This window comes from Pseudomonas sp. B414, from assembly GCF_055408445.1.
In genome coordinates this window covers 143,692-162,024 of record NZ_JBUZTQ010000001.1, presented here as the reverse complement: position 1 = coordinate 162,024, position 18,333 = coordinate 143,692, and the positions used below count along the sequence as shown (strand labels likewise).

General features: G+C 60.1%; 16 protein-coding genes. 6 read left to right on the top strand and 10 right to left on the bottom strand.

The annotated features are described in order from the left end of the window. The first annotated feature begins 14 nt into the window (after positions 1–14). From epd to fba, 4 genes are all read left to right on the top strand, one after another. A complete protein-coding gene (gene epd / locus ACZRMH_RS00720) occupies positions 15–1,070 on the top strand; it encodes an erythrose-4-phosphate dehydrogenase (RefSeq protein ID WP_464011708.1) in 1,056 nt (351 codons plus the stop codon). A 26-nt stretch (positions 1,071–1,096) separates the two neighbouring features. Beyond that, positions 1,097–2,260: a phosphoglycerate kinase gene (locus ACZRMH_RS00715; RefSeq protein WP_464011707.1), complete on the top strand. Its 1,164-nt coding sequence runs from the start codon at positions 1,097–1,099 to the stop codon at positions 2,258–2,260. 32 nt (positions 2,261–2,292) lie between these two features. Then, entirely contained in the window at positions 2,293–2,511 is a 219-nt protein-coding gene (locus tag ACZRMH_RS00710) for a hypothetical protein (RefSeq protein ID WP_464011706.1), read from the top strand. Positions 2,512–2,758: 247 nt separating this feature from the next. Next, positions 2,759–3,823, top strand: a complete 1,065-nt coding sequence (gene fba, locus ACZRMH_RS00705; RefSeq protein ID WP_016782491.1) for a class II fructose-bisphosphate aldolase — start codon at positions 2,759–2,761, stop codon at positions 3,821–3,823. Between the two features lie 164 nt (positions 3,824–3,987). On the opposite strand, the gene ACZRMH_RS00700 is transcribed toward fba, so the two are convergent. Continuing rightward, positions 3,988–4,386: a hypothetical protein gene (locus ACZRMH_RS00700; protein WP_464011705.1), complete on the bottom strand. Its 399-nt coding sequence runs from the start codon at positions 4,384–4,386 to the stop codon at positions 3,988–3,990. 188 nt (positions 4,387–4,574) lie between these two features. Between ACZRMH_RS00700 and ACZRMH_RS00695 the strand changes: the two genes are divergently transcribed. Beyond that, complete coding sequence (locus tag ACZRMH_RS00695) at positions 4,575–5,063, top strand: YgjP-like metallopeptidase domain-containing protein (protein WP_464011704.1); 489 nt, start codon at positions 4,575–4,577, stop codon at positions 5,061–5,063. Between the two features lie 138 nt (positions 5,064–5,201). After that, a complete protein-coding gene (locus ACZRMH_RS00690) occupies positions 5,202–5,498 on the top strand; it encodes a winged helix-turn-helix domain-containing protein (protein ID WP_464011703.1) in 297 nt (98 codons plus the stop codon). Here ACZRMH_RS00690 and ACZRMH_RS00685 read toward each other — a convergent pair. The 9 genes from ACZRMH_RS00685 to betA all read right to left on the bottom strand — a co-directional run bounded on the left by ACZRMH_RS00685 (position 5,489) and on the right by betA (position 18,298). Beyond that, positions 5,489–5,950, bottom strand: a complete 462-nt coding sequence (locus tag ACZRMH_RS00685) for a GNAT family N-acetyltransferase (RefSeq protein ID WP_464011702.1) — start codon at positions 5,948–5,950, stop codon at positions 5,489–5,491. The two genes, ACZRMH_RS00690 and ACZRMH_RS00685, sit on opposite strands and share 10 nt — an antisense overlap. Before the next feature lie 64 nt (positions 5,951–6,014). Next, a complete protein-coding gene (gene yccS / locus ACZRMH_RS00680) occupies positions 6,015–8,189 on the bottom strand; it encodes a YccS family putative transporter (protein WP_464011701.1) in 2,175 nt (724 codons plus the stop codon). 184 nt (positions 8,190–8,373) lie between these two features. Further along, positions 8,374–9,552, bottom strand: coding sequence for a BaiN/RdsA family NAD(P)/FAD-dependent oxidoreductase (locus tag ACZRMH_RS00675; protein WP_464011700.1), 1,179 nt, complete (start codon positions 9,550–9,552; stop codon positions 8,374–8,376). Between the two features lie 147 nt (positions 9,553–9,699). Continuing rightward, positions 9,700–11,037 (bottom strand): ATP-dependent RNA helicase DbpA, encoded by a 1,338-nt coding sequence (gene dbpA / locus ACZRMH_RS00670; protein WP_228795946.1) that lies wholly within the window; start codon positions 11,035–11,037, stop codon positions 9,700–9,702. A 150-nt stretch (positions 11,038–11,187) separates the two neighbouring features. Beyond that, a complete protein-coding gene (gene mdtD, locus ACZRMH_RS00665; RefSeq protein ID WP_464011699.1) occupies positions 11,188–12,618 on the bottom strand; it encodes a multidrug transporter subunit MdtD in 1,431 nt (476 codons plus the stop codon). A gap of 139 nt (positions 12,619–12,757) precedes the next feature. Then, complete coding sequence (locus tag ACZRMH_RS00660) at positions 12,758–14,095, bottom strand: TldD/PmbA family protein (protein WP_464011698.1); 1,338 nt, start codon at positions 14,093–14,095, stop codon at positions 12,758–12,760. Further along, positions 14,095–15,537 (bottom strand): TldD/PmbA family protein, encoded by a 1,443-nt coding sequence (locus tag ACZRMH_RS00655; RefSeq protein ID WP_464011697.1) that lies wholly within the window; start codon positions 15,535–15,537, stop codon positions 14,095–14,097. The genes ACZRMH_RS00660 and ACZRMH_RS00655 overlap by 1 nt, the downstream gene beginning before the upstream one ends. A 131-nt stretch (positions 15,538–15,668) precedes the next feature. After that, positions 15,669–16,364, bottom strand: a complete 696-nt coding sequence (locus ACZRMH_RS00650; protein ID WP_047278180.1) for an RraA family protein — start codon at positions 16,362–16,364, stop codon at positions 15,669–15,671. 239 nt (positions 16,365–16,603) lie between these two features. Continuing rightward, positions 16,604–18,298 carry a choline dehydrogenase gene (gene betA, locus ACZRMH_RS00645; protein ID WP_464011696.1) on the bottom strand — a complete coding sequence of 565 codons (1,695 nt, stop codon included), beginning with the start codon at positions 18,296–18,298 and terminating at the stop codon, positions 16,604–16,606. Positions 18,299–18,333 lie beyond the last annotated feature (35 nt).

The following is an 18,333-nucleotide window of genomic DNA, read 5'->3' as shown; positions in this document are numbered from 1 at the left end:
TAATCGAGAACCCCATGCCTCAACCGCGTCCTTACAAAGTTGCACTCAACGGCTACGGCCGGATTGGTCGTTGTGTCTTGCGTGCGTTGTTTGAGCGAGGGGCAGAAGCCGGGTTTGAAATTGTTGCACTCAATGATTTGGCCGATATGGCCAGTCTCGAATATTTGACGCGCTTCGACTCCACTCATGGCCGGTTCCCCGGTGAGATACGGATCGAAGGCGACTGCCTGCATATCAATGGCGACTGCGTGAAAGTGTTCCGCAGTGCCACCCCCGAAGGGATTGACTGGGCTGCGTTGGGCGTTGACCTGGTGCTCGAATGCTCCGGCGTCTACAACACCCGCGCCGACGGCCAGCGTTTTCTGGATGCCGGGGCTCCCCGCGTGTTGTTTTCGCAACCGATGGCCAGCGACGCCGATGTCGACGCCACCATCGTCTACGGCGTCAACCAGCACAGCCTGACCGGCGCAGAACGCCTGGTGTCCAACGCGTCCTGCACCACCAACTGTGGCGTACCGCTGTTGCGTTTGCTGGATCAGGCGCTTGGCCTTGAGTATGTGTCGATCACTACCATTCACTCGGCAATGAATGATCAGCCGGTGATTGATGCCTACCATCACGAAGATCTGCGTCGTACACGCTCGGCATTCCAGTCAGTGATTCCGGTATCTACTGGTCTGGCCAAAGGTATTGAACGCCTGTTGCCGGAACTTGCCGGCCGGATTCAGGCCAAAGCGGTGCGGGTACCGACCCTGAACGTGTCGTGCCTGGACATCACTCTGACCACGGCGCGCGACACAGATGCCGCAGAAGTGAACCGCATACTGCGCGGGGCTGCCACAAGCGGCCCGCTCAAAGGCTTGCTGGCCTATACCGAGTTGCCGCACGCCAGCTGTGATTTCAACCATGACCCGCATTCGGCCATTGTCGATGCCAGCCAGACCCGCGTTTCCGGCCCCCGGCTGGTGAACCTGCTGGCCTGGTTCGACAACGAATGGGGTTTTGCCAATCGAATGATCGATGTGGCAGAGCACTACTTGCACGTTACCCACCCAAAACCCGCTCTCTAACATTAGAAACTCAGGAATTGCGACCCATGACCGTGTTGAAGATGACCGACCTCGATCTGCAAGGTAAACGCGTACTGATCCGCGAAGACCTCAACGTCCCAGTCAAGGACGGTGTAGTCACCAGCGATGCGCGCATCCTCGCTTCGCTGCCGACCATCAAGCTGGCTCTGGAAAAAGGCGCGGCGGTTATGGTCTGCTCGCACCTGGGGCGTCCGACGGAAGGCGAGTTCTCGGCAGAGAACAGCCTCAAGCCTGTAGCCGACTACCTGAGCAAGGCCCTGGGCCGTGAAGTGCCACTGGTCAGCGACTACCTCAATGGCGTCGACGTCAAAGCTGGTGACATCGTGCTGTTCGAAAACGTGCGCTTCAACAAGGGCGAAAAGAAAAACGCCGACGAATTGGCCCAGCAATATGCCGCCCTGTGCGACGTGTTTGTGATGGACGCTTTTGGTACCGCTCACCGCGCTGAAGGCTCGACCCACGGCGTGGCCAAGTTTGCCAAGGTTGCGGCTGCTGGTCCGTTGCTGGCTGCCGAGCTGGACGCGCTGGGCAAGGCGCTGGGCGCTCCGGCCAAGCCGATGGCAGCGATTGTTGCCGGCTCCAAGGTATCGACCAAACTGGAAGTGCTTAACAGCCTGAGCCAGATCTGCGACCTGCTGATCGTGGGTGGCGGTATCGCCAACACCTTCCTGGCCGCTGCCGGTCACCCGGTAGGTAAATCGCTGTACGAACCTGATCTGCTGGAAACTGCCCGCGCTATCGCCGCCAAGGTCAACGTGCCTTTGCCGACTGATGTGGTAGTGGCCAAGGAATTCGCTGAAAGCGCTGCTGCCACCGTCAAGCTGATTGCTGATGTGGCTGCCGACGACATGATTCTGGATATTGGTCCGCAAACCGCTGCGCATTTCGCCGAGCTGCTGAAGTCTTCAAAGACTATTCTGTGGAATGGTCCGGTGGGTGTATTCGAGTTCGACCAGTTCGGCAACGGCACCAAGGTGCTGGCCCAGGCAATTGCTGACAGCTCGGCGTTCTCGATTGCTGGCGGTGGCGACACCCTGGCTGCGATCGACAAGTACGGCATTGCTGATCAAATTTCGTACATCTCCACCGGTGGTGGCGCATTCCTTGAGTTCGTTGAAGGCAAGGTACTGCCTGCCGTTGAAATCCTGGAAAGCCGCGCCAAAGCCTGAAGGTGTTTCAGGCCCTGAAAGGAAGCATGGACATGGTCAAGTTGTTACCGCTGTTGATGATCGCGGGCTTTTTGGCCGGTTGCGCCAGCTCGAACAAGCCGACGCCCGAGTCAGCAACCCCTGAAGAAAGTGGTTGCTACCAGGCGGACTGGCAGGCGCAAAGCGTACCGCTGGTCAATAAACGCTCAGGGCCTGAGGCGCTGGAGAAATACGAGTCGCCCAAGGCTTCACAGGAGCGTGGGTGCCCGTAGGTCTTTTGTGGGAGCTGGCTTGCCAGCGATGCAGGCAACAAATTTCCCAAGATACACCGCATTGATGCCATCGCTGGCAAGCCAGCTCCCACAGGAGTGTGGGCTGCCAGCGCTGAGGCTGTAACGTTTCAGCTAAATCGAATTGGCAGAATGGGGCACAACCCCCGATCTGCAATAACTTGAATAGCAGCCGCCGCTACGGCAGGCTTGCACGATTAACGACCCTTGTCCGGGAGAGACACTCACAATGGCACTTATCAGCATGCGCCAGATGTTGGACCACGCCGCCGAATTCGGCTACGGCGTTCCAGCCTTCAACGTAAACAACCTTGAGCAGATGCGCGCCATTATGGAAGCCGCTGACAAGACCGACTCCCCGGTGATCGTTCAGGCTTCGGCCGGTGCGCGCAAGTACGCAGGTGCTCCATTCCTGCGTCACCTGATCCTGGCTGCAATCGAAGAATTCCCGCATATCCCGGTGTGCATGCACCAGGACCACGGCACCAGCCCTGACGTGTGCCAACGCTCCATCCAGCTGGGCTTCAGCTCGGTAATGATGGACGGCTCGCTGGGTGAAGACGGCAAGACTCCGACCGACTACGACTACAACGTTCGCGTGACTCAGCAAACTGTTGCCCTGGCGCACGCTTGCGGTGTTTCGGTTGAAGGCGAGCTGGGTTGCCTGGGTTCGCTGGAAACCGGCATGGCTGGTGAAGAAGACGGCATCGGCGCAGAAGGCGTTCTGGACCACAGCCAGATGCTGACCGACCCGGAAGAAGCTGCTGACTTCGTCAAGCGCACGCAAGTGGATGCCCTGGCCATTGCCATCGGTACTTCCCACGGTGCTTACAAGTTCACCAAGCCACCTACCGGTGACGTGCTGGCTATCGACCGGATCAAAGAGATCCACAAGCGCATTCCTAACACTCACCTGGTGATGCACGGCTCGTCGTCTGTTCCACAAGAGTGGCTGGCGATCATCAACGAGTACGGCGGCGACATCAAAGAAACCTACGGTGTGCCGGTAGAAGAAATCGTTGAAGGCATCAAGCACGGCGTGCGCAAGGTCAATATCGACACCGACCTGCGTCTGGCATCGACTGGCGCCATGCGTCGCCTGATGGCTACCAACCCGAGCGAGTTCGACCCGCGCAAGTTCTTCGGCGCAACCGTAACGGCCATGCGTGACGTGTGTATCGCTCGTTACGAAGCCTTCGGTACTGCCGGTAATGCTTCGAAGATCAAGCCGATCTCTCTGGAAGCCATGTACCAGCGTTACCTCAAAGGTGAGCTGAACGCCAAGGTCAACTAAGACCGGGTGGGAGCGGGCTTGCTCGCGATGGTCGTTAACGATGACGCGTATTTACTGAGTAAATGCGGCGCTCTGAAGGCCATCGCGAGCAAGCCCGCTCCCACAGAGGCAGAAATCGCTTAGGTGGGCAACATTGCGCAGCGATGCGGGCTTTTTTGTGCGCGTCAGGTTGAGGGCTGTGCCTTTATGTGTTCCGGGTCTACGCCATTGGCCCTGAGCAGCACCTCTACCAGCGAGCGGGACATCTCGACCGGATGCACCAGCGACCACACCAGCCCGCGCTCTATGCCACTGGCAAGGACGGTGATTTCATCCGACACCTCTTCTGCGCTCTTGAGCATCAGCCAGGCATGGGACAAAGCCTCTATTGCGCGAATATCGGGCAACACGGCAAAAGGTGATTTGGCACTTATCTTGTGTGCCTGGGTGGGCTTGAGGCTGTCGAGGGAAACCGGCGGAGCCTGGAGCAGGGTGTCGAGAATACGGCGGGTGGCCTCATCGTGCTGATGATCATCACGGGGCGTGCGGCTTGCTTTTGGATCGTCGGGCGTCGTCTTTTTCATGTCTCTTCCACGGGGATCATCGGCGACTGGTGAAGATAGCCTTGAGACTTTCCAGCCTGCAAGCAACGCTTGTGGGCATCGCGCTTTCTCAGAAACGTCTGCCTTTTGACGGCGTAAAAGTCTGACATGGGCGCCTGAGGATCGAATTCGCTACACTGGCGCACTTTTACGCTGTGCGTTGGCACCCCATGACTGTTCTCAAATACCTCCAGGCTTACCCCCAGACCTTGCAAGAGCAGGTGCGCCAATTGATTGAGCGCGACCAACTGGGCAGTTACCTGAGCGAGCGTTATCCACAGCGTCACGCAGTGCAAAGCGACAAGGCCCTGTATGCCTATGCTCAGGAGCTCAAACAGGAATACCTGCGCAATGCCCCGTCTTTTGACAAGGTGCTGTTTGATAACAAGCTCGACCTGACCCACCGTGCGCTGGGTTTGCACACCGCCATTTCGCGGGTCCAGGGTGGCAAGCTCAAAGCCAAGAAGGAACTGCGTGTGGCCTCGTTGTTCAAGGAGGCGGCGCCCGAGTTTCTGAAGATGATCGTGGTCCATGAACTGGCTCATCTGAAGGAGTCAGACCACAACAAGGCGTTCTACAAACTGTGCGAGCATATGTTGCCGGGTTATCACCAGCTGGAATTTGACCTGCGGGTGTACCTCACCTTGCGTGACTTGTAGTCGCTGTCGAGGTACGAGGCTGCGATGGGGTGCGTAGCGCCCCTCGTGTTTTGGAATAACAATCGAAGGTCCTGCGGCCCTTATCGCAGCCTGCGGCAGCGACTACAGGTTTCTCGCAGCACCTGAATGGAGTTCTGTATGGAAGTCAGCAAAACCAAAAGCAGCTTTTACCGGCGTTTGTATGTGGCCTGGTTGATTGATAGCCAGACCGCCAGCAGCGTGCCTGCCTTGACCGAAGTCACCGGCATGCCGCGTCGTACCGCTCAGGACACCATCGCGGCCTTGGCCGATCTGGATATCGTCTGTGAGTTCGAACAGCAGGATGGCGCCCGTAACCATGCCGGGCGCTATCTGATTCGCAGCTGGGGCCCGGTCGACCAGAACTGGGTCAGTGAGCATCTGGTGCAGATCAAGCAGGTGCTGGGTTACCCCTGAGACGCCAGGCGCATGCCGATATGCGGGATATTGTCTTCAAGGTAGATCTCGCCCTGGGCGCTGAACCCGTGCTGCTCATAGAAGGGTTGCAGGTGCGCCTGGGCTGAGAGAAATACGGGCTGCCCCGACCAGTACTCTTCGATGTTTTCCAGGGCTTTTTCCAGCAGGGTATGCCCAAGCTTTTGTCCGCGGCCCTCGACGGCAACGATCACGCGGCCAATCACTACATCACCGCCCTGGGATTCAGGATCGAGGATGCGGGCGTAGGCTACCAATTGGTCGTCCTGCCAGCCCATCACGTGCAGGGTGTCGCCCGTCAGGTCTTGCCCGTCGACGTCCTGATAGGCGCATTTCTGCTCGGCGACGAAGACCTTTGAACGCAGTTCGAGAATGGCGTAGAGCTGTTCCTTGCCCAGGTCGTTGTGGTGTTTGCACAGCCAGTCGGTGGTCACGGTCTTGTCCTTGTGGGGGAGTCTATGACCCGATAGTAGGCGTGATAGGCGCCGTAGCCAAGGCCTAAGGTGCCTTGACCAAATGCGCGGCGAGGGTGCGCAACGGCCCGAGCTGACGGCAAATCAGTGCCAGCTGGGTTTGTACCAGACGCTGGTTTTCATCGATCTCGTCCGGCATTTGCTCAAGCTCGTTGGCCAGGGTTTCTTCCTCGTCACTCTGCACCGCTACCGCCTGCTTGGCAGCCAGGCCTTGGGCGATCTGGTCGATGCTGTCGGCAATCCTGCTCCCGGCCCCTTCAATCAACTGCTCGCGCACTTGCGCAGGCAATTCGGTATCACGGTGCGCGCCCAGGCCTGACAGATAGCTGAGCAAGGTGTGGGACATCACCAGAAAGCGGAAGCCCATGTCGGCATCCTTACGGAAGTGCCCCGGCTCCATCAGCATATTGGCCAGTGTGGTCGACAGCGCCGCATCGGCGTTGTGGGCGTTACGCCGTGCCAGCCGATAAGCCAGGCTGTCGCTTTTGCCTTGGGCGTATTGCTGCATGATCTGGCGCAAGTACTGGCTGTTGCAGCTCAGGGTATTGGCCAACACCTGATTGAGGCGACGGCCCTGCCAGTCCGGCAAGAACAGGAATACCGCCGCAGCGGCAATCACGCTGCCCACCAGGGTATCGAACAGGCGCGGCAGGAACAGCCCGTAACCGTCGCCCACCTGGTTGAAGCAAAACAGGATCATCAGAGTGATGGCTGCGGTGCTCAAGGTGTAGCGGGTGGTGCGGTTGATAAAGAACACCACTCCGGCGACCACGGCAAACATCGACTGCACCAGCGGATTGGGGAACAGGTCGAACAGCGCCCAGCCCACGGCCAGGCCGAAGGCTGTGCCGATAATGCGCTGGCTGAATTTGCGCCGCGTGGCGCCGTAGCTCGGCTGGCACACGAACAGCGTGGTGAGGATGATCCAGTAGCCCTGGCTTGGGTGAATCCAGTGCACCATCGCAAAACCGATGCTCAGGGCCAGCGGCAGACGCAGGGCGTGGCGAAAGATCAGCGAGGTTGGCGTGAGGTGCTGACGCAGGCGTGACCAGACATCCTTGAGATTGCGCGGCGAACGGTCCAGCAAGCTGCTGTCGGTGGCATCGGCCAGAGTGTCGGGGTTGCTCGCGTCGCTGAGCAAGCGGTCGAGGGTACCGAGGTTGGCAGCCAGTGCCCGCAATGAGCGCAACAGCCCGCGCCAGGCCGGGTTGCTCTGGATGCGCAGGTGTTCAAGTGAGGCGTGCAGGTCGCCCAGTGCTTCGGCAAAGCTGTCGTCGTAGACAAACGGCTGGCGCAGCTTGATCGACTCCGACAGGCGTTGGCAGGCCACGCCTTGCTGGCGCAGCAGGCGTTGGCAGCGGAACATTACGTCACTGTGAAAAAAGGCATCGGCCAGGGCGTTGTACGGGTAGTGTGATGAGCTGGCGCGTTCGTGAATATCTTGGGCGAGAAAGTACAGCTTCAGGTAGCGGCTGAGCTTGGAGCCCGGTCGGGTATTGCCGACCCGGTGCAGGATGATCTCTTTGGCAGTGTTCAGTGCAGCCACCACCCGGCCGTTTTGCCGCGCCAGTTCCAGTCGGCCTGCTTCCACATCCAGCTTGCGCACGGGTTCAAACAGCGCCGATTTGATTTTCAGGTACAGGCCCAGTTCCCAGAACAACCGCGCCAGGCTTTGTTGCACCGGTTGGTTGGAGAACAGCGCCTGCCACAGTACCGACAGTATTCCGTACCAGGCTGCGCCAGCCACCAGCAGCAAGGGTTCATGCCAGAAATTGGTCACTTCGCCGCCGCGCTGGTCGACGCCGATCATGGTGTACACGGCCAGAATCAGTGTGGCGGAAGCAATAGCCCCGTAGCGTTCGCCGAGTGCACCGAGCATGGTCAGGCCGAAGCTGGCCAGCGCCAGTGCGCAGACCATCAACCAGGGGTAGGGGAAGAGCAACTCGACACTCAATGCCGAGGCGGTAAAACACACCAGGGTCACCAGCAAGGCGTTCAGGCGGCCTTGCCAGCTGTCATCGGTCTCGGACAGTGCGCTGGCGATAATCCCCAGGAACAGCGGGATCAGCAGTGACATCTCATCCTGATACCAGCAAAAAGCCATGCTGCCGGTCAGGGCGACAAACACCCGGACGCTGTAACTGAACTTGTCCAGCGCCCACAAGCGGCGCAGGGAATGCTGAAAGCTTTTCGATGACATGGAGTGGCGGTGCCTGGCTCGTGATTCGCTAACTTGAGCCAGTTAAGACGACAGCGCAATGGCACTGTCACATCGAATACAAAATATTTTTACGATCCCTATCGCGAGCAAGCCCGCTCCCACAGGTAGTGCACTGTTCTTGTGGGAGCGGGCTTGCTCGCGATTGCAGCGACGCGGTTCTGGACTAGACGTACTGCGCCGCCGCATACCCCGAAGCCCAGGCCCACTGGAAGTTGAAGCCGCCCAGATGGCCGCTCACATCCAGCACTTCGCCGACAAAGTACAGGCCGGGGCTTTTCAGCGATTCCATGGTCTTGGATGACACTTCACGGGTATCGACCCCACCCAGTGTCACTTCAGCGGTGCGATAGCCTTCAGTACCGGCCGGGACCACTTTCCAGCTCGCCAGTTTGTCTGCCACTTGAGCCAGTTCCGCCGGGGTGTATTGCTTCATTGGCTTGGACTCGAACCAGTGCTCGGCCAGCAGATTGGCCATCTTCTTGGTGAAAATCTCACCAAGCAGTGTTTTCAACTCGCTGTTGGGGCGTTCGGCCTGCTGGGTTTGCAGCCACTGCAGCGCGTCCAGGTCGGGCAACAGGTTGATTTCCACCGTGTCACCGCTGTTCCAGAACGATGAAATCTGCAGGATCGCCGGGCCGCTCAAACCGCGGTGGGTGAACAGGATGTTCTCGCGGAAGCTTTGATCGTTGCAGCTCACCAGGCAATCCACCGAGGTGCCCGAGAGTTCGCTGCAGATCTCTTTAAGCTGGTCGGTGATGGTAAACGGCACCAGCCCTGCGCGTGTGGGCAGCAGGGTGTGGCCGAATTGTTTGGCTATCTGATAACCAAAGCCGGTAGCCCCCAGCGTCGGAATCGACAGCCCGCCGGTGGCGACCACCAGCGACTGGCAGTCAATTGGCCCCAGAGTGGTATTGAGGCTGTAGCCGTTGTCGGTCTTTTCGATCTGCTCGACCGAGGTGTCCAGGTGCAGGCTCACGCCCGCTTTGTGGCACTCATCGAGGAGCATTTCGAGGATGTCGCTGGATTTGTTATCGCAGAACAGTTGGCCGAGTTTCTTCTCGTGGTAGGGCACGCCGTGCTTGCTCACCAGTTCGATGAAATCCCACTGGGTGTAGCGGGCCAGGGCCGACTTGCAGAAGTGCGGGTTCTGCGAGAGGAAATTGTTGGGTTCGGTGTACATGTTGGTGAAGTTGCAGCGGCCACCGCCCGACATCAGGATCTTTTTACCTGCCTTGTTGGCGTGGTCGATCAGCATGACCTTGCGCCCACGGCCGGCAGCGGTCAGCGCGCACATCAAACCTGCGGCGCCAGCGCCAATAATCACAACGTCGGTAGAGCGCAAAGCGGTGTCCTCACAAAAAAATGTCGGGTTTAAAACCACTGTGGGAGCTGGCTTGCCAGCGATGCAGACAGCTCGATAAATCTGAATCATCGAGGTGCTGCTATCGCTGGCGAGCCAGCTCCCACAGGTGTTGCTGTGCCTGGGCTATTACAAAACCCGCACGCGCAATACGCGGCCTTTGATTTTGCCTTCGCTCAAGCGCTGTGCAGCTTGCTTGGCGATGGTGCGATCAACAGCAACATAGGCCTGGAAGTCAAAGATCGCGATCTTGCCAACCTGAGCGCCGGGGATGCCGGCGTCGCCCGTCAGTGCGCCAAGGATGTCGCCCGGGCGAACCTTGTCTTTACGACCGGCACCGATCACCAGCGTGCTCATGGCCGGGAGCAAAGGTGCGCCGCCTTGAGAGGTGAGGGTGTCCAGGGTTTCCCAGTTCAGCGGGGCTTTTTGCAGCTGCTCGATGGCCTGGGCGCGGTGCGCTTCGGACGGTGCAACCAGGCTGATCGCCACGCCTTTTTCGCCAGCGCGACCGGTACGGCCTACACGGTGAATATGGATTTCCGAATCACGGGCCAGCTCAACGTTAAGCACCATGTCCAGGGCGTCGATGTCCAGACCACGGGCAGCAACGTCGGTGGCAACCAGAACCGAAGTCGAACGGTTGGCAAACATCGCCAGTACCTGGTCACGGTCGCGCTGTTCCAGATCGCCATGCAGGCCGACAGCCGAAATGCCTTTGGAGGTCAGGTGATCAACGGTTTCCTGAACCTGCTGCTTGGTGAAGCAGAACGCTACGCAAGATTGCGGGCGGAAATGGCCCAGTACCTTGGTCACGGCGCTCATGCGCTCTTCAGGCGAGATCTCATAGAAACGCTGTTCGATCTGGCTGTCGGTGTGCAGTGCCTCGGCTTTTACTTGCTGAGGGTTGCGCATGAACTTGGACGACAGCTGCTTGATACCGGCCGGGTAAGTGGCCGAGAACAGCAGGGTCTGACGACGCTCCGGGGTTTTGACGATGATGTCTTCGATGGCGTCGTAGAAGCCCATGTCCAGCATGCGGTCAGCTTCGTCGAGTACCAGGGTGTTGAGACCGTCGAGTACCAGCGAGCCTTTGCGCAAGTGCTGCTGGATACGCCCCGGGGTACCGACGATGATGTGTGCGCCGTGCTCCAGGGAGCCGATCTGCGGGCCGAACGAGACGCCGCCACACAGGGTCAACACCTTGATGTTGTCTTCGGCGCGGGCCAGACGACGGATTTCCTTGGCAACCTGGTCAGCCAGTTCGCGGGTCGGGCAGATCACAAGGGCCTGGCAGCCGAAGAAGCGCGGGTTGATCGGGTTCAGCAGGCCGATGCCGAAGGCGGCAGTTTTGCCACTACCGGTCTTGGCCTGAGCGATCAGGTCCATGCCTTTGAGGATCACCGGCAAGCTCTGCGCCTGAATCGGCGTCATCTGGGCATAACCGAGGGAGTCGAGGTTAGCCAGCATGGCGGCGGACAGAGGCAGAGTGTTAAAAGCGGTGGCAATGGTGGTCACGGGACTGGCCTGCAAAACAAAATGTCGCGCAGTGTACCAGTCCCATGCCCTTTGCCTGAACATTCTGGACGAGATGTCATCCAGTTCTGTTTAAAGAGTCACTTAATGTTCCAACTCATGTTCCGAGTTGGCCTTGGGTTTACGCCCGTCCTGGGGTGACAGTTGCAGGAAAATCGCCGCTGCCAGCATGGCCATGATTCCCACTGTGAGGAAGGTCAGTTGGAACGCGCCGAGGACCGTGTCCACCCCGTCGGTGCCGCCATCCCCAGTAAAACCGCCGAGCAGGGCACCGGCGCAGGCCACGCCCAGGCTCAAGGATAATTGCGCCACTACCGAGAGCAAACTGTTGCCGCTGCTGGCGCTGGCGTCGTCGAGGTCGATCAGGGTCACGGTGTTCATGGCGGTGAACTGCAATGAGTTGATCGCCCCCAACACGGCCAGCATCCCCAGCAACAACGGGTAAGGCGTGTGTTCGGTGACCAGGCCCATGCTGGCCAGCATCAGGCCCAGGGCAAAGGTGTTGGCAGTGAGCACGGTGCGATAACCCGCACGCTCGATCAGCGGCCGGGCAACCCACTTGGCCAGCATGGCGGCGGCGGCCAGCGGCAGCATGCTCATCCCCGCTTGTGACGGCGAGTAGCCTAGCGCCACTTGCAGCAGCAAGGGCACCAGAAACGGCAGGGCGCCGCTGCCCAGGCGAGCAAACAGGTTGCCCAGAATGCCCACGGCAAAGGTCTTGGTTTTAAACAACACCGGGGAAAACAGCGGGTTGCTGATATTACCTGCGCGCAGCCAGTACGCTGCGAGGCAAGCCATTCCGGCGAACAGCAGCAACATCACCCGCAGATGCGGCATATGCAGTTCACCCAGGCCTTCCATGGCAATGGTGATAAACACCATGGCCGCGCCAAACAACACAAAGCCCAGCCCATCGAAACGGGTGCGTTCGCTGCCGCGCAAGTCCGGAATAAAGTGCCACACCGCCCAGCAACCAAGGACGCCCACGGGCAGGTTGATCAGGAAGATCCAGTGCCAGCTCAGGTACTGCACCATCCAGCCGCCCATGGTGGGGCCGATCAGCGGGCCAAGCAGGCCGGGGATGGTGATAAAGCCCATGATCCGTACCAGTTCCGAGCGCGGATAGGCCTTGAGCACCACCAGCCGCCCGATGGGCAACATCAAGGCACCGCCCAGGCCCTGGATGATCCGTGCGCCGATCAACTGGTTGAGGGTGCCGGACAGGGCACAGAGCAGCGAGCCAAAGCTGAACAGCAGGATCGCGCCGAAGAAGATTTTTTTGGTGCCGAAGCGGTCGGCGATCCAGCCCGAGGCGGGGATCAGCAGGGCCACGGTGAGCATATAGGCAACGATGACACCTTGCATGCGCAGCGGGTTTTCGTCGAGGTCGCGGGCCATGTCGGGCAGGGCGGTGTTGAGGATGGTGCCGTCGAGCGACTGCATGAAAAACGCGATGGCCACCACCCACGGCAGCCAACGCAGGGTTTCAGGGCTTAGAACCGGGCGTACGGGCATAGGACCTCTTTTTATAAACTATCGAAAATCCCCCTGTGGGAGCGGGCTTGCTCGCGATGCAGGCGCCTGGTTTTTTCAGGAAAACCGCGTCGATTTTATCGCGAGCAAGCCCGCTCCCACAGTTGTTCAGTGGCGATGCCTACAGCGTCAATGTGAGCTTTTTGACCAGCGCCCCCGGCAGCAGATTCGACGCCGTCTGGCGCTGGTCGTAGGTACTGGCCGACAGCAACAATTCACGCTCCACCGTTAGCGCTTCGAGTTGTGAACCCAGCAGACTATAGACGCTGTCATCAAACCGCATGGTGTTGACCGGGGCCTTTATCTCGCCGTTCTCGACCCAGAAGGTGGCAAATCGGGTCATGCCGGTCAGGCGCGCCGCCGGTTGGTCCGAGTAGTTCAGGTACCACAGGTTGCTGATATACAGCCCGGTGCCCAACTGCTTGAGGATATCGGCCTGTTCCAGCGTGCCCGCCGCCATCGCCAGTGCGCTCGGCGCCTCGCCCCACGGCGCGCCATTAACCTCAAGGCCATACTCGGCAGCGCTGCGCGAGCCCACCAGTTGCTGGTTGGCCTTGCCGTGTTTGACCAACGCCAAGTCCTGGCGTTGGTAACCTTCGTCGGAAAACGCCGGGCTCAGGGACTGGCTGACCTGCTCGTCCAAAGACACCAGCGGGCTCAGTTGCGCATCACCACCATACAGCTTCTGCAAGGGGCTGGATTTGCTCGCCAGCGCCTGCGCCGAGAACCCGCCCCAGCAGAGCATGCTCATCACTTCTTCCAGCGCTGCCGGGGCCAGGTAGGCGCGGTATTCGCCGGGGGCCAGGGCATGCAGCGGACGATCGAGAAAACTCAACTGTTCGCGGGCCAGTTGCATCCGCTGGGCGAAACGTTCGCTGTCCCAGTCAGCCCCGGCATAGCTGGCTTTGACCGCCTGACCGTTGCTGTGGAACAGGCTCCAGTCGAAGTTGAAGCTATTGGCCTGATGCCAGCCAAACGCGCCTTCGGAGCTGGCATAGCCGTAGCTGATCGGGCCGCTGGCATAAAAACCGACCAGATCGACGCCCTTGGACGCGCTGCGGATTTCTTCCAGTACTCGGGCGGTGTCCGGCAGCGGCTGGTCCTGCACGTTATGGCTGTGCCACGGCTGCGGGTTGAGCAGCAGATACGGGTCAGCGGGCAGCAATGGCAGGGTGTCGCGCAGTTGTTGCAAGGCATCGGCCAGGCGTTGCCTGTCGACATCCGGCTCACCGGCCAGGGTGATACTGACATCAGCGTGGCGGCCGTCGTTGATCAGTTTCAGGTTCAGGCTGGCCTGCTGCACAAGCCCGGCCTGACGCACCTTGCCCTTGTTGAAACGGATAAATTCCGAGGCTTCGGCGTTATAGCCCAGTGTAAATTGCTCGGGCGTGCGGATCGCCTTGCCCAACCACCCCACCAACGCCTTGAACTGTTCGGCCTGACTCAATGGGGTACTCATCAGGCATCACCTCCAAACACGTCAATATTACTGAATACACAGGCAGGCGATGCATGGCCTACGCGGATCACCTGGTTGGGCTCGCCCTTGCCGCAGTTGGGCGTGCCCAGCACCTTAAAGGTACTGGCGTCGCCCACGGCGCTGAGGTTGCGCCAGAACTGGTCGGATATGCCCCGGTAGTTGGGGTTTTTCACCACGCCCTTGAGTTCGCCATTCTCGATCAACTGGCCCCACTCGCAACCGAACTGGAACTTGTTGCGTGCATCGTCAATCGACCAGGAACGGTTAGTGGCCATCAGGATGCCGTTTTCGATGCCGCCGACCAGTTGTGCCATCGACTGGTCGCCCGGTTCGATATTGAGGTTGGCCATGCGGTCAATCGGCGGCCGGTTCCAGCCGCAGGCGCGGCTGTTGGCCACACCGTCGAGGCCCGAGCGGAACTGCGACAGCGCGCCGCCCAAAGGCTTCAGCAGCAAGCCTTCACGGATCAGGAATTCCTTGCGCGCCGGGGTGCCATCATCGTCAAAGCTGTAGCTGGCCAACTGCTCCGGGATATCGGGGTCAAAGGTTACGTTCAGTAGTTTGGAGCCGTACTGCAGGCTGCCAAAGTCGCTGGCCTTGACGAAGCTGGTGCCCGCGTAATTACGTTCGTCGCCGAGGATGCGGTCCAGTTCCAGCGGGTGACCGATGGATTCATGGATTTGCAGGATCATCTGGTCGGGCATCAGCAGCAAGTCGCGCTTGCCAGCCGGTGCATTGGCTGCCAGCAGCAATTGCAGGGCCTGATCGGCGACCTTGGGGGCGGCACCGATCAGCCCGCAGCGGCTGATCACATCGGCGCCGCCTTGCTGGCCGAAGTTCTCGCGGCCCAGGCTGCGGCTCTGGCTGTCGTTGCCGTCATAGGCGGTGACGCTCATGCCCGGGTAGACAAAACGCTGTGCCCGGCGCAACTCGGCGCCTGCGCTGTTGAGATAGATTTGCTCGACGTGATTGAGGCCAAGGGACACGTCCCAGCTCACCAGCCGCGGGTCTTTTGGTACGGCCGCTGATTCGGCGCCGAGCAGCTCAAAGCACTCGTTGAGTGACGGGAAGGCCTGATCAAGATTGGGTGAAAAGTAGTCGGCGTGGCCCTGGGCCACCGGCTCCTGGCTCAGATCGAGCAGGGCGTGGGCGGCAATCAGTTGCGCCTGGGTTTCGGCACGTTCCAGGGCAGCCTGCAGGCCGGTTTGCGACAGGTCATTGGTGGCAGCGTAGGCTTCGACACCCTTGAGCCGCACCGTGAGCATGGCGCCCTGGTCGTGACTGAATGAAGGAGGTTCTGCGACGTTTTTGCGTACCGACAGGTATTGCCCGGACTCGCGTACATAGCGCAGCGAAAAGAACTCGGCCCGGGTGCGCAGCGCGGCAAAGCGCTCCTTGAGCTGAGGGTAGAAATCGAACATGCACAGAACTCCGAATAACGTGTGGGCCTGTGGGAGCGGGCTTGCTCGCGATAGCATCACTGCGGTAACACCTGCGGATAGCAGCGCCTGCATCGCTGGCAAGCCAGCTCCCACAGAGGGAGTGCAGCGTGTTAAACCGGGCAACCCTTGGCGCGCAGGATGGCGTCAAAGCGATCCGGGTCCAGGGTGCCTTCTTCGATTGCCTTGAGCGTTGCCTGTTCACGCGCCAGCAGGTCGTGGCAGCGGATCAGCAATTCCGGCAGCTCACTGCGCGAAGCGGCAACCACACCGTCGCCGTCACCGATCATCAGGTCGCCGGGCATTACCAGCATGCCGGCACAGGAGATCGGCACGTTGATTTCGCCGCCGCCGTCAGTGCTCGGGCCACGGTGTACGCCGCCGATGGCGTAGGCCGGCAGTTCACCGGTTTGCCATTCGTCGAGGTCGCGCAGGGCGCCGTTGATCACCACACCGACGATGCCGGCCTTGAGGGCCATGGCACGCATGATGCCGCCGAACACGGCGCGGGTCAGGTCGGCGCTGCCGTCGATCACCAGTACGTCGCCAGGGCGGGCCATTTGCATGGCTTTAAGGATCATCAGGTTGTCGCCCGGGCGCACACGCACGGTCAGGGCGCTGCCCAGCATAGGGCGATTGCCGTGGAACGACTTCAGGCCCAGACCGCCAACGTTGCGGCCCAGACAGTCACTGACGGCGGCGGCGGGGATCTTGCTGAATTCGGTGAGCCATTTTGGATCGAGAGGTTCTGCGTTTGGATTAATCAGAAAGCCGGTCGGCCATTTGCTCGAAGAGACAACATCAAACATAGAAAACCTCTTGGCCAGGCAAGGCTGGCGTGTCGGGTGGGGCGGGGGGGTGAGGCGCGAAACGAGGCACTAGAGTAGGCCTGCGTTGAGGCCGGGGCAAGCGGGGCAAGATGAAACAAGGCAATGCAAAGCCTGTAGTCGCTGCCGAAGGCTGCGATGGGTTGCGAAGTAACCCTGCTTTTGAAAAACAGAGCGAAGGTCCTTCGGCCCTTATCGCAGCCTGCGGCAGCGACTACAGATTAGTGCTGTACTTCACGCAGTGGCTTGCCACGTACCGGGGCGTCGCCTGCTACGTAGTAGTCGGCGGTGCTGCGCGGCAATGGCTGGCGGCCACGGATCTTGTCGGCGATTTTCTCGGCGATCATGATCGTTGGCGCGTTCAGGTTGCCGGTGGTGATCAGCGGCATGATCGAGGCATCCACCACACGCAGACCCTGCATGCCATGTACGCGGCCTTCGCCATCGACTACAGCCATCTCGTCGGTGCCCATTTTGCATGAGCAGGACGGGTGGAACGCGGTCTCGGCGTGTTCGCGGATAAAGGTATCCAGCTCTTCGTCGGTCTGCTTGTCGATGCCGGGGCTGATTTCTCGGCCACGGAACGCATCCAGGGCAGGCTGTTGCATGATTTCACGGGTCAGGCGGATGCCGTCACGGAATTCCTGCCAGTCCTGCTCGCTGGCCATGTAGTTGAACAGGATGCTCGGATACTCGCGCGGGTCCTTGGACTTCACGTTGATCCGGCCACGGCTCGGCGAACGCATGGAGCCCATGTGTGCCTGGAAACCGTGCTCTTTCACCCCGTTGCTGCCGTTGTAGTTAATCGCGACCGGCAGGAAGTGGTACTGGATGTTCGGCCATTCGAATTCTTCGCGGGTGCGGATAAAACCACCGGCTTCGAACTGGTTGCTGGCGCCGATACCTTTGCCCAGGAACAGCCACTCGGCACCGATGGCCGGCTGGTTGTACCAGAGCAGCGACGGGTACAGCGAAACCGGCTGGGTGCAGGCGTATTGCAGGTACAGCTCAAGGTGATCCTGCAGGTTCTGGCCAACACCTGGCAGGTCGTGAACCACTGGAATATCGAGGCTGTTGAGCAGTTCGGCCGGGCCGACGCCGGAGCGTTGCAGTACGGTCGGTGAACCAATGGCGCCGCTGCACAGCAGCACTTCTTTACGCGCTTTGGCGAGGATGCGGGTGTCGCTGTCGCCAACCATGTAAGACACGCCAACGGCACGTTTGCCTTCAAACTCGATCTTGTCGGTCAGGGCGTGGGTCACGATGGTCAGGGTCGAGCGCTGCTTGGCCGTGTCCAGGTAGCCGCGGGCGGTGCTGGCGCGACGGCCGTTAGGCGTCACGGTACGGTCCATCGGGCCGAAACCTTCCTGCTGGTAGCCGTTCAGGTCTTCGGTACGCGGGTAACCGGCCTGTACGCCAGCTTCAACCATGGCGTGGAACAGCACGTTGTTGCCGGCTTTTGGCGTGGTCACGCTGACCGGGCCATCGCCACCGTGGTAGTCGTTGGGGCCGATGTCGCGGGTTTCGGCTTTGCGGAAGTACGGCAGGCAGTCCAGGTACGACCAGTCTTCGAGGCCCGGGTATTTTGCCCAGCCGTCGTAGTCCATCGCGTTGCCGCGGATGTAGCACATGCCGTTGATCAGGGAAGAGCCGCCCAGGCCCTTGCCGCGGCCACATTCCATGCGACGGTTATCCATGTGTGGCTCTGGATCGGTCTCGAAGGCCCAGTTGTAGCGACGGCCTTGCAGCGGGAATGCCAGTGCCGCAGGCATTTGCGTGCGGAAGTCGAAACGGTAATCCGGGCCGCCTGCTTCAAGCAGCAGCACGGTGACGCCCTGGTCTTCAGTCAGACGGGTCGCCAGGGTGTTCCCGGCAGAGCCGGCACCAATGATGATGTAATCGAATTCTTGGGACATAAATGCACCCTCTTTGAAGTTGTGGCGGATCTAGC

Coding starts and splice junctions, on each gene's coding strand:
- epd (WP_464011708.1), top strand. CDS start 15: ATGCCTCAACCGCGTCCTTACAAAGTTGCACTCAACGGCTACGGCCGG.
- ACZRMH_RS00715 (WP_464011707.1), top strand. CDS start 1,097: ATGACCGTGTTGAAGATGACCGACCTCGATCTGCAAGGTAAACGCGTA.
- ACZRMH_RS00710 (WP_464011706.1), top strand. CDS start 2,293: ATGGTCAAGTTGTTACCGCTGTTGATGATCGCGGGCTTTTTGGCCGGT.
- fba (WP_016782491.1), top strand. CDS start 2,759: ATGGCACTTATCAGCATGCGCCAGATGTTGGACCACGCCGCCGAATTC.
- ACZRMH_RS00700 (WP_464011705.1), bottom strand. CDS start 4,386: ATGAAAAAGACGACGCCCGACGATCCAAAAGCAAGCCGCACGCCCCGT.
- ACZRMH_RS00695 (WP_464011704.1), top strand. CDS start 4,575: ATGACTGTTCTCAAATACCTCCAGGCTTACCCCCAGACCTTGCAAGAG.
- ACZRMH_RS00690 (WP_464011703.1), top strand. CDS start 5,202: ATGGAAGTCAGCAAAACCAAAAGCAGCTTTTACCGGCGTTTGTATGTG.
- yccS (WP_464011701.1), bottom strand. CDS start 8,189: ATGTCATCGAAAAGCTTTCAGCATTCCCTGCGCCGCTTGTGGGCGCTG.
- dbpA (WP_228795946.1), bottom strand. CDS start 11,037: ATGCTGGCTAACCTCGACTCCCTCGGTTATGCCCAGATGACGCCGATT.
- mdtD (WP_464011699.1), bottom strand. CDS start 12,618: ATGCCCGTACGCCCGGTTCTAAGCCCTGAAACCCTGCGTTGGCTGCCG.
- ACZRMH_RS00660 (WP_464011698.1), bottom strand. CDS start 14,095: ATGAGTACCCCATTGAGTCAGGCCGAACAGTTCAAGGCGTTGGTGGGG.
- ACZRMH_RS00655 (WP_464011697.1), bottom strand. CDS start 15,537: ATGTTCGATTTCTACCCTCAGCTCAAGGAGCGCTTTGCCGCGCTGCGC.
- ACZRMH_RS00650 (WP_047278180.1), bottom strand. CDS start 16,364: ATGTTTGATGTTGTCTCTTCGAGCAAATGGCCGACCGGCTTTCTGATT.
- betA (WP_464011696.1), bottom strand. CDS start 18,298: ATGTCCCAAGAATTCGATTACATCATCATTGGTGCCGGCTCTGCCGGG.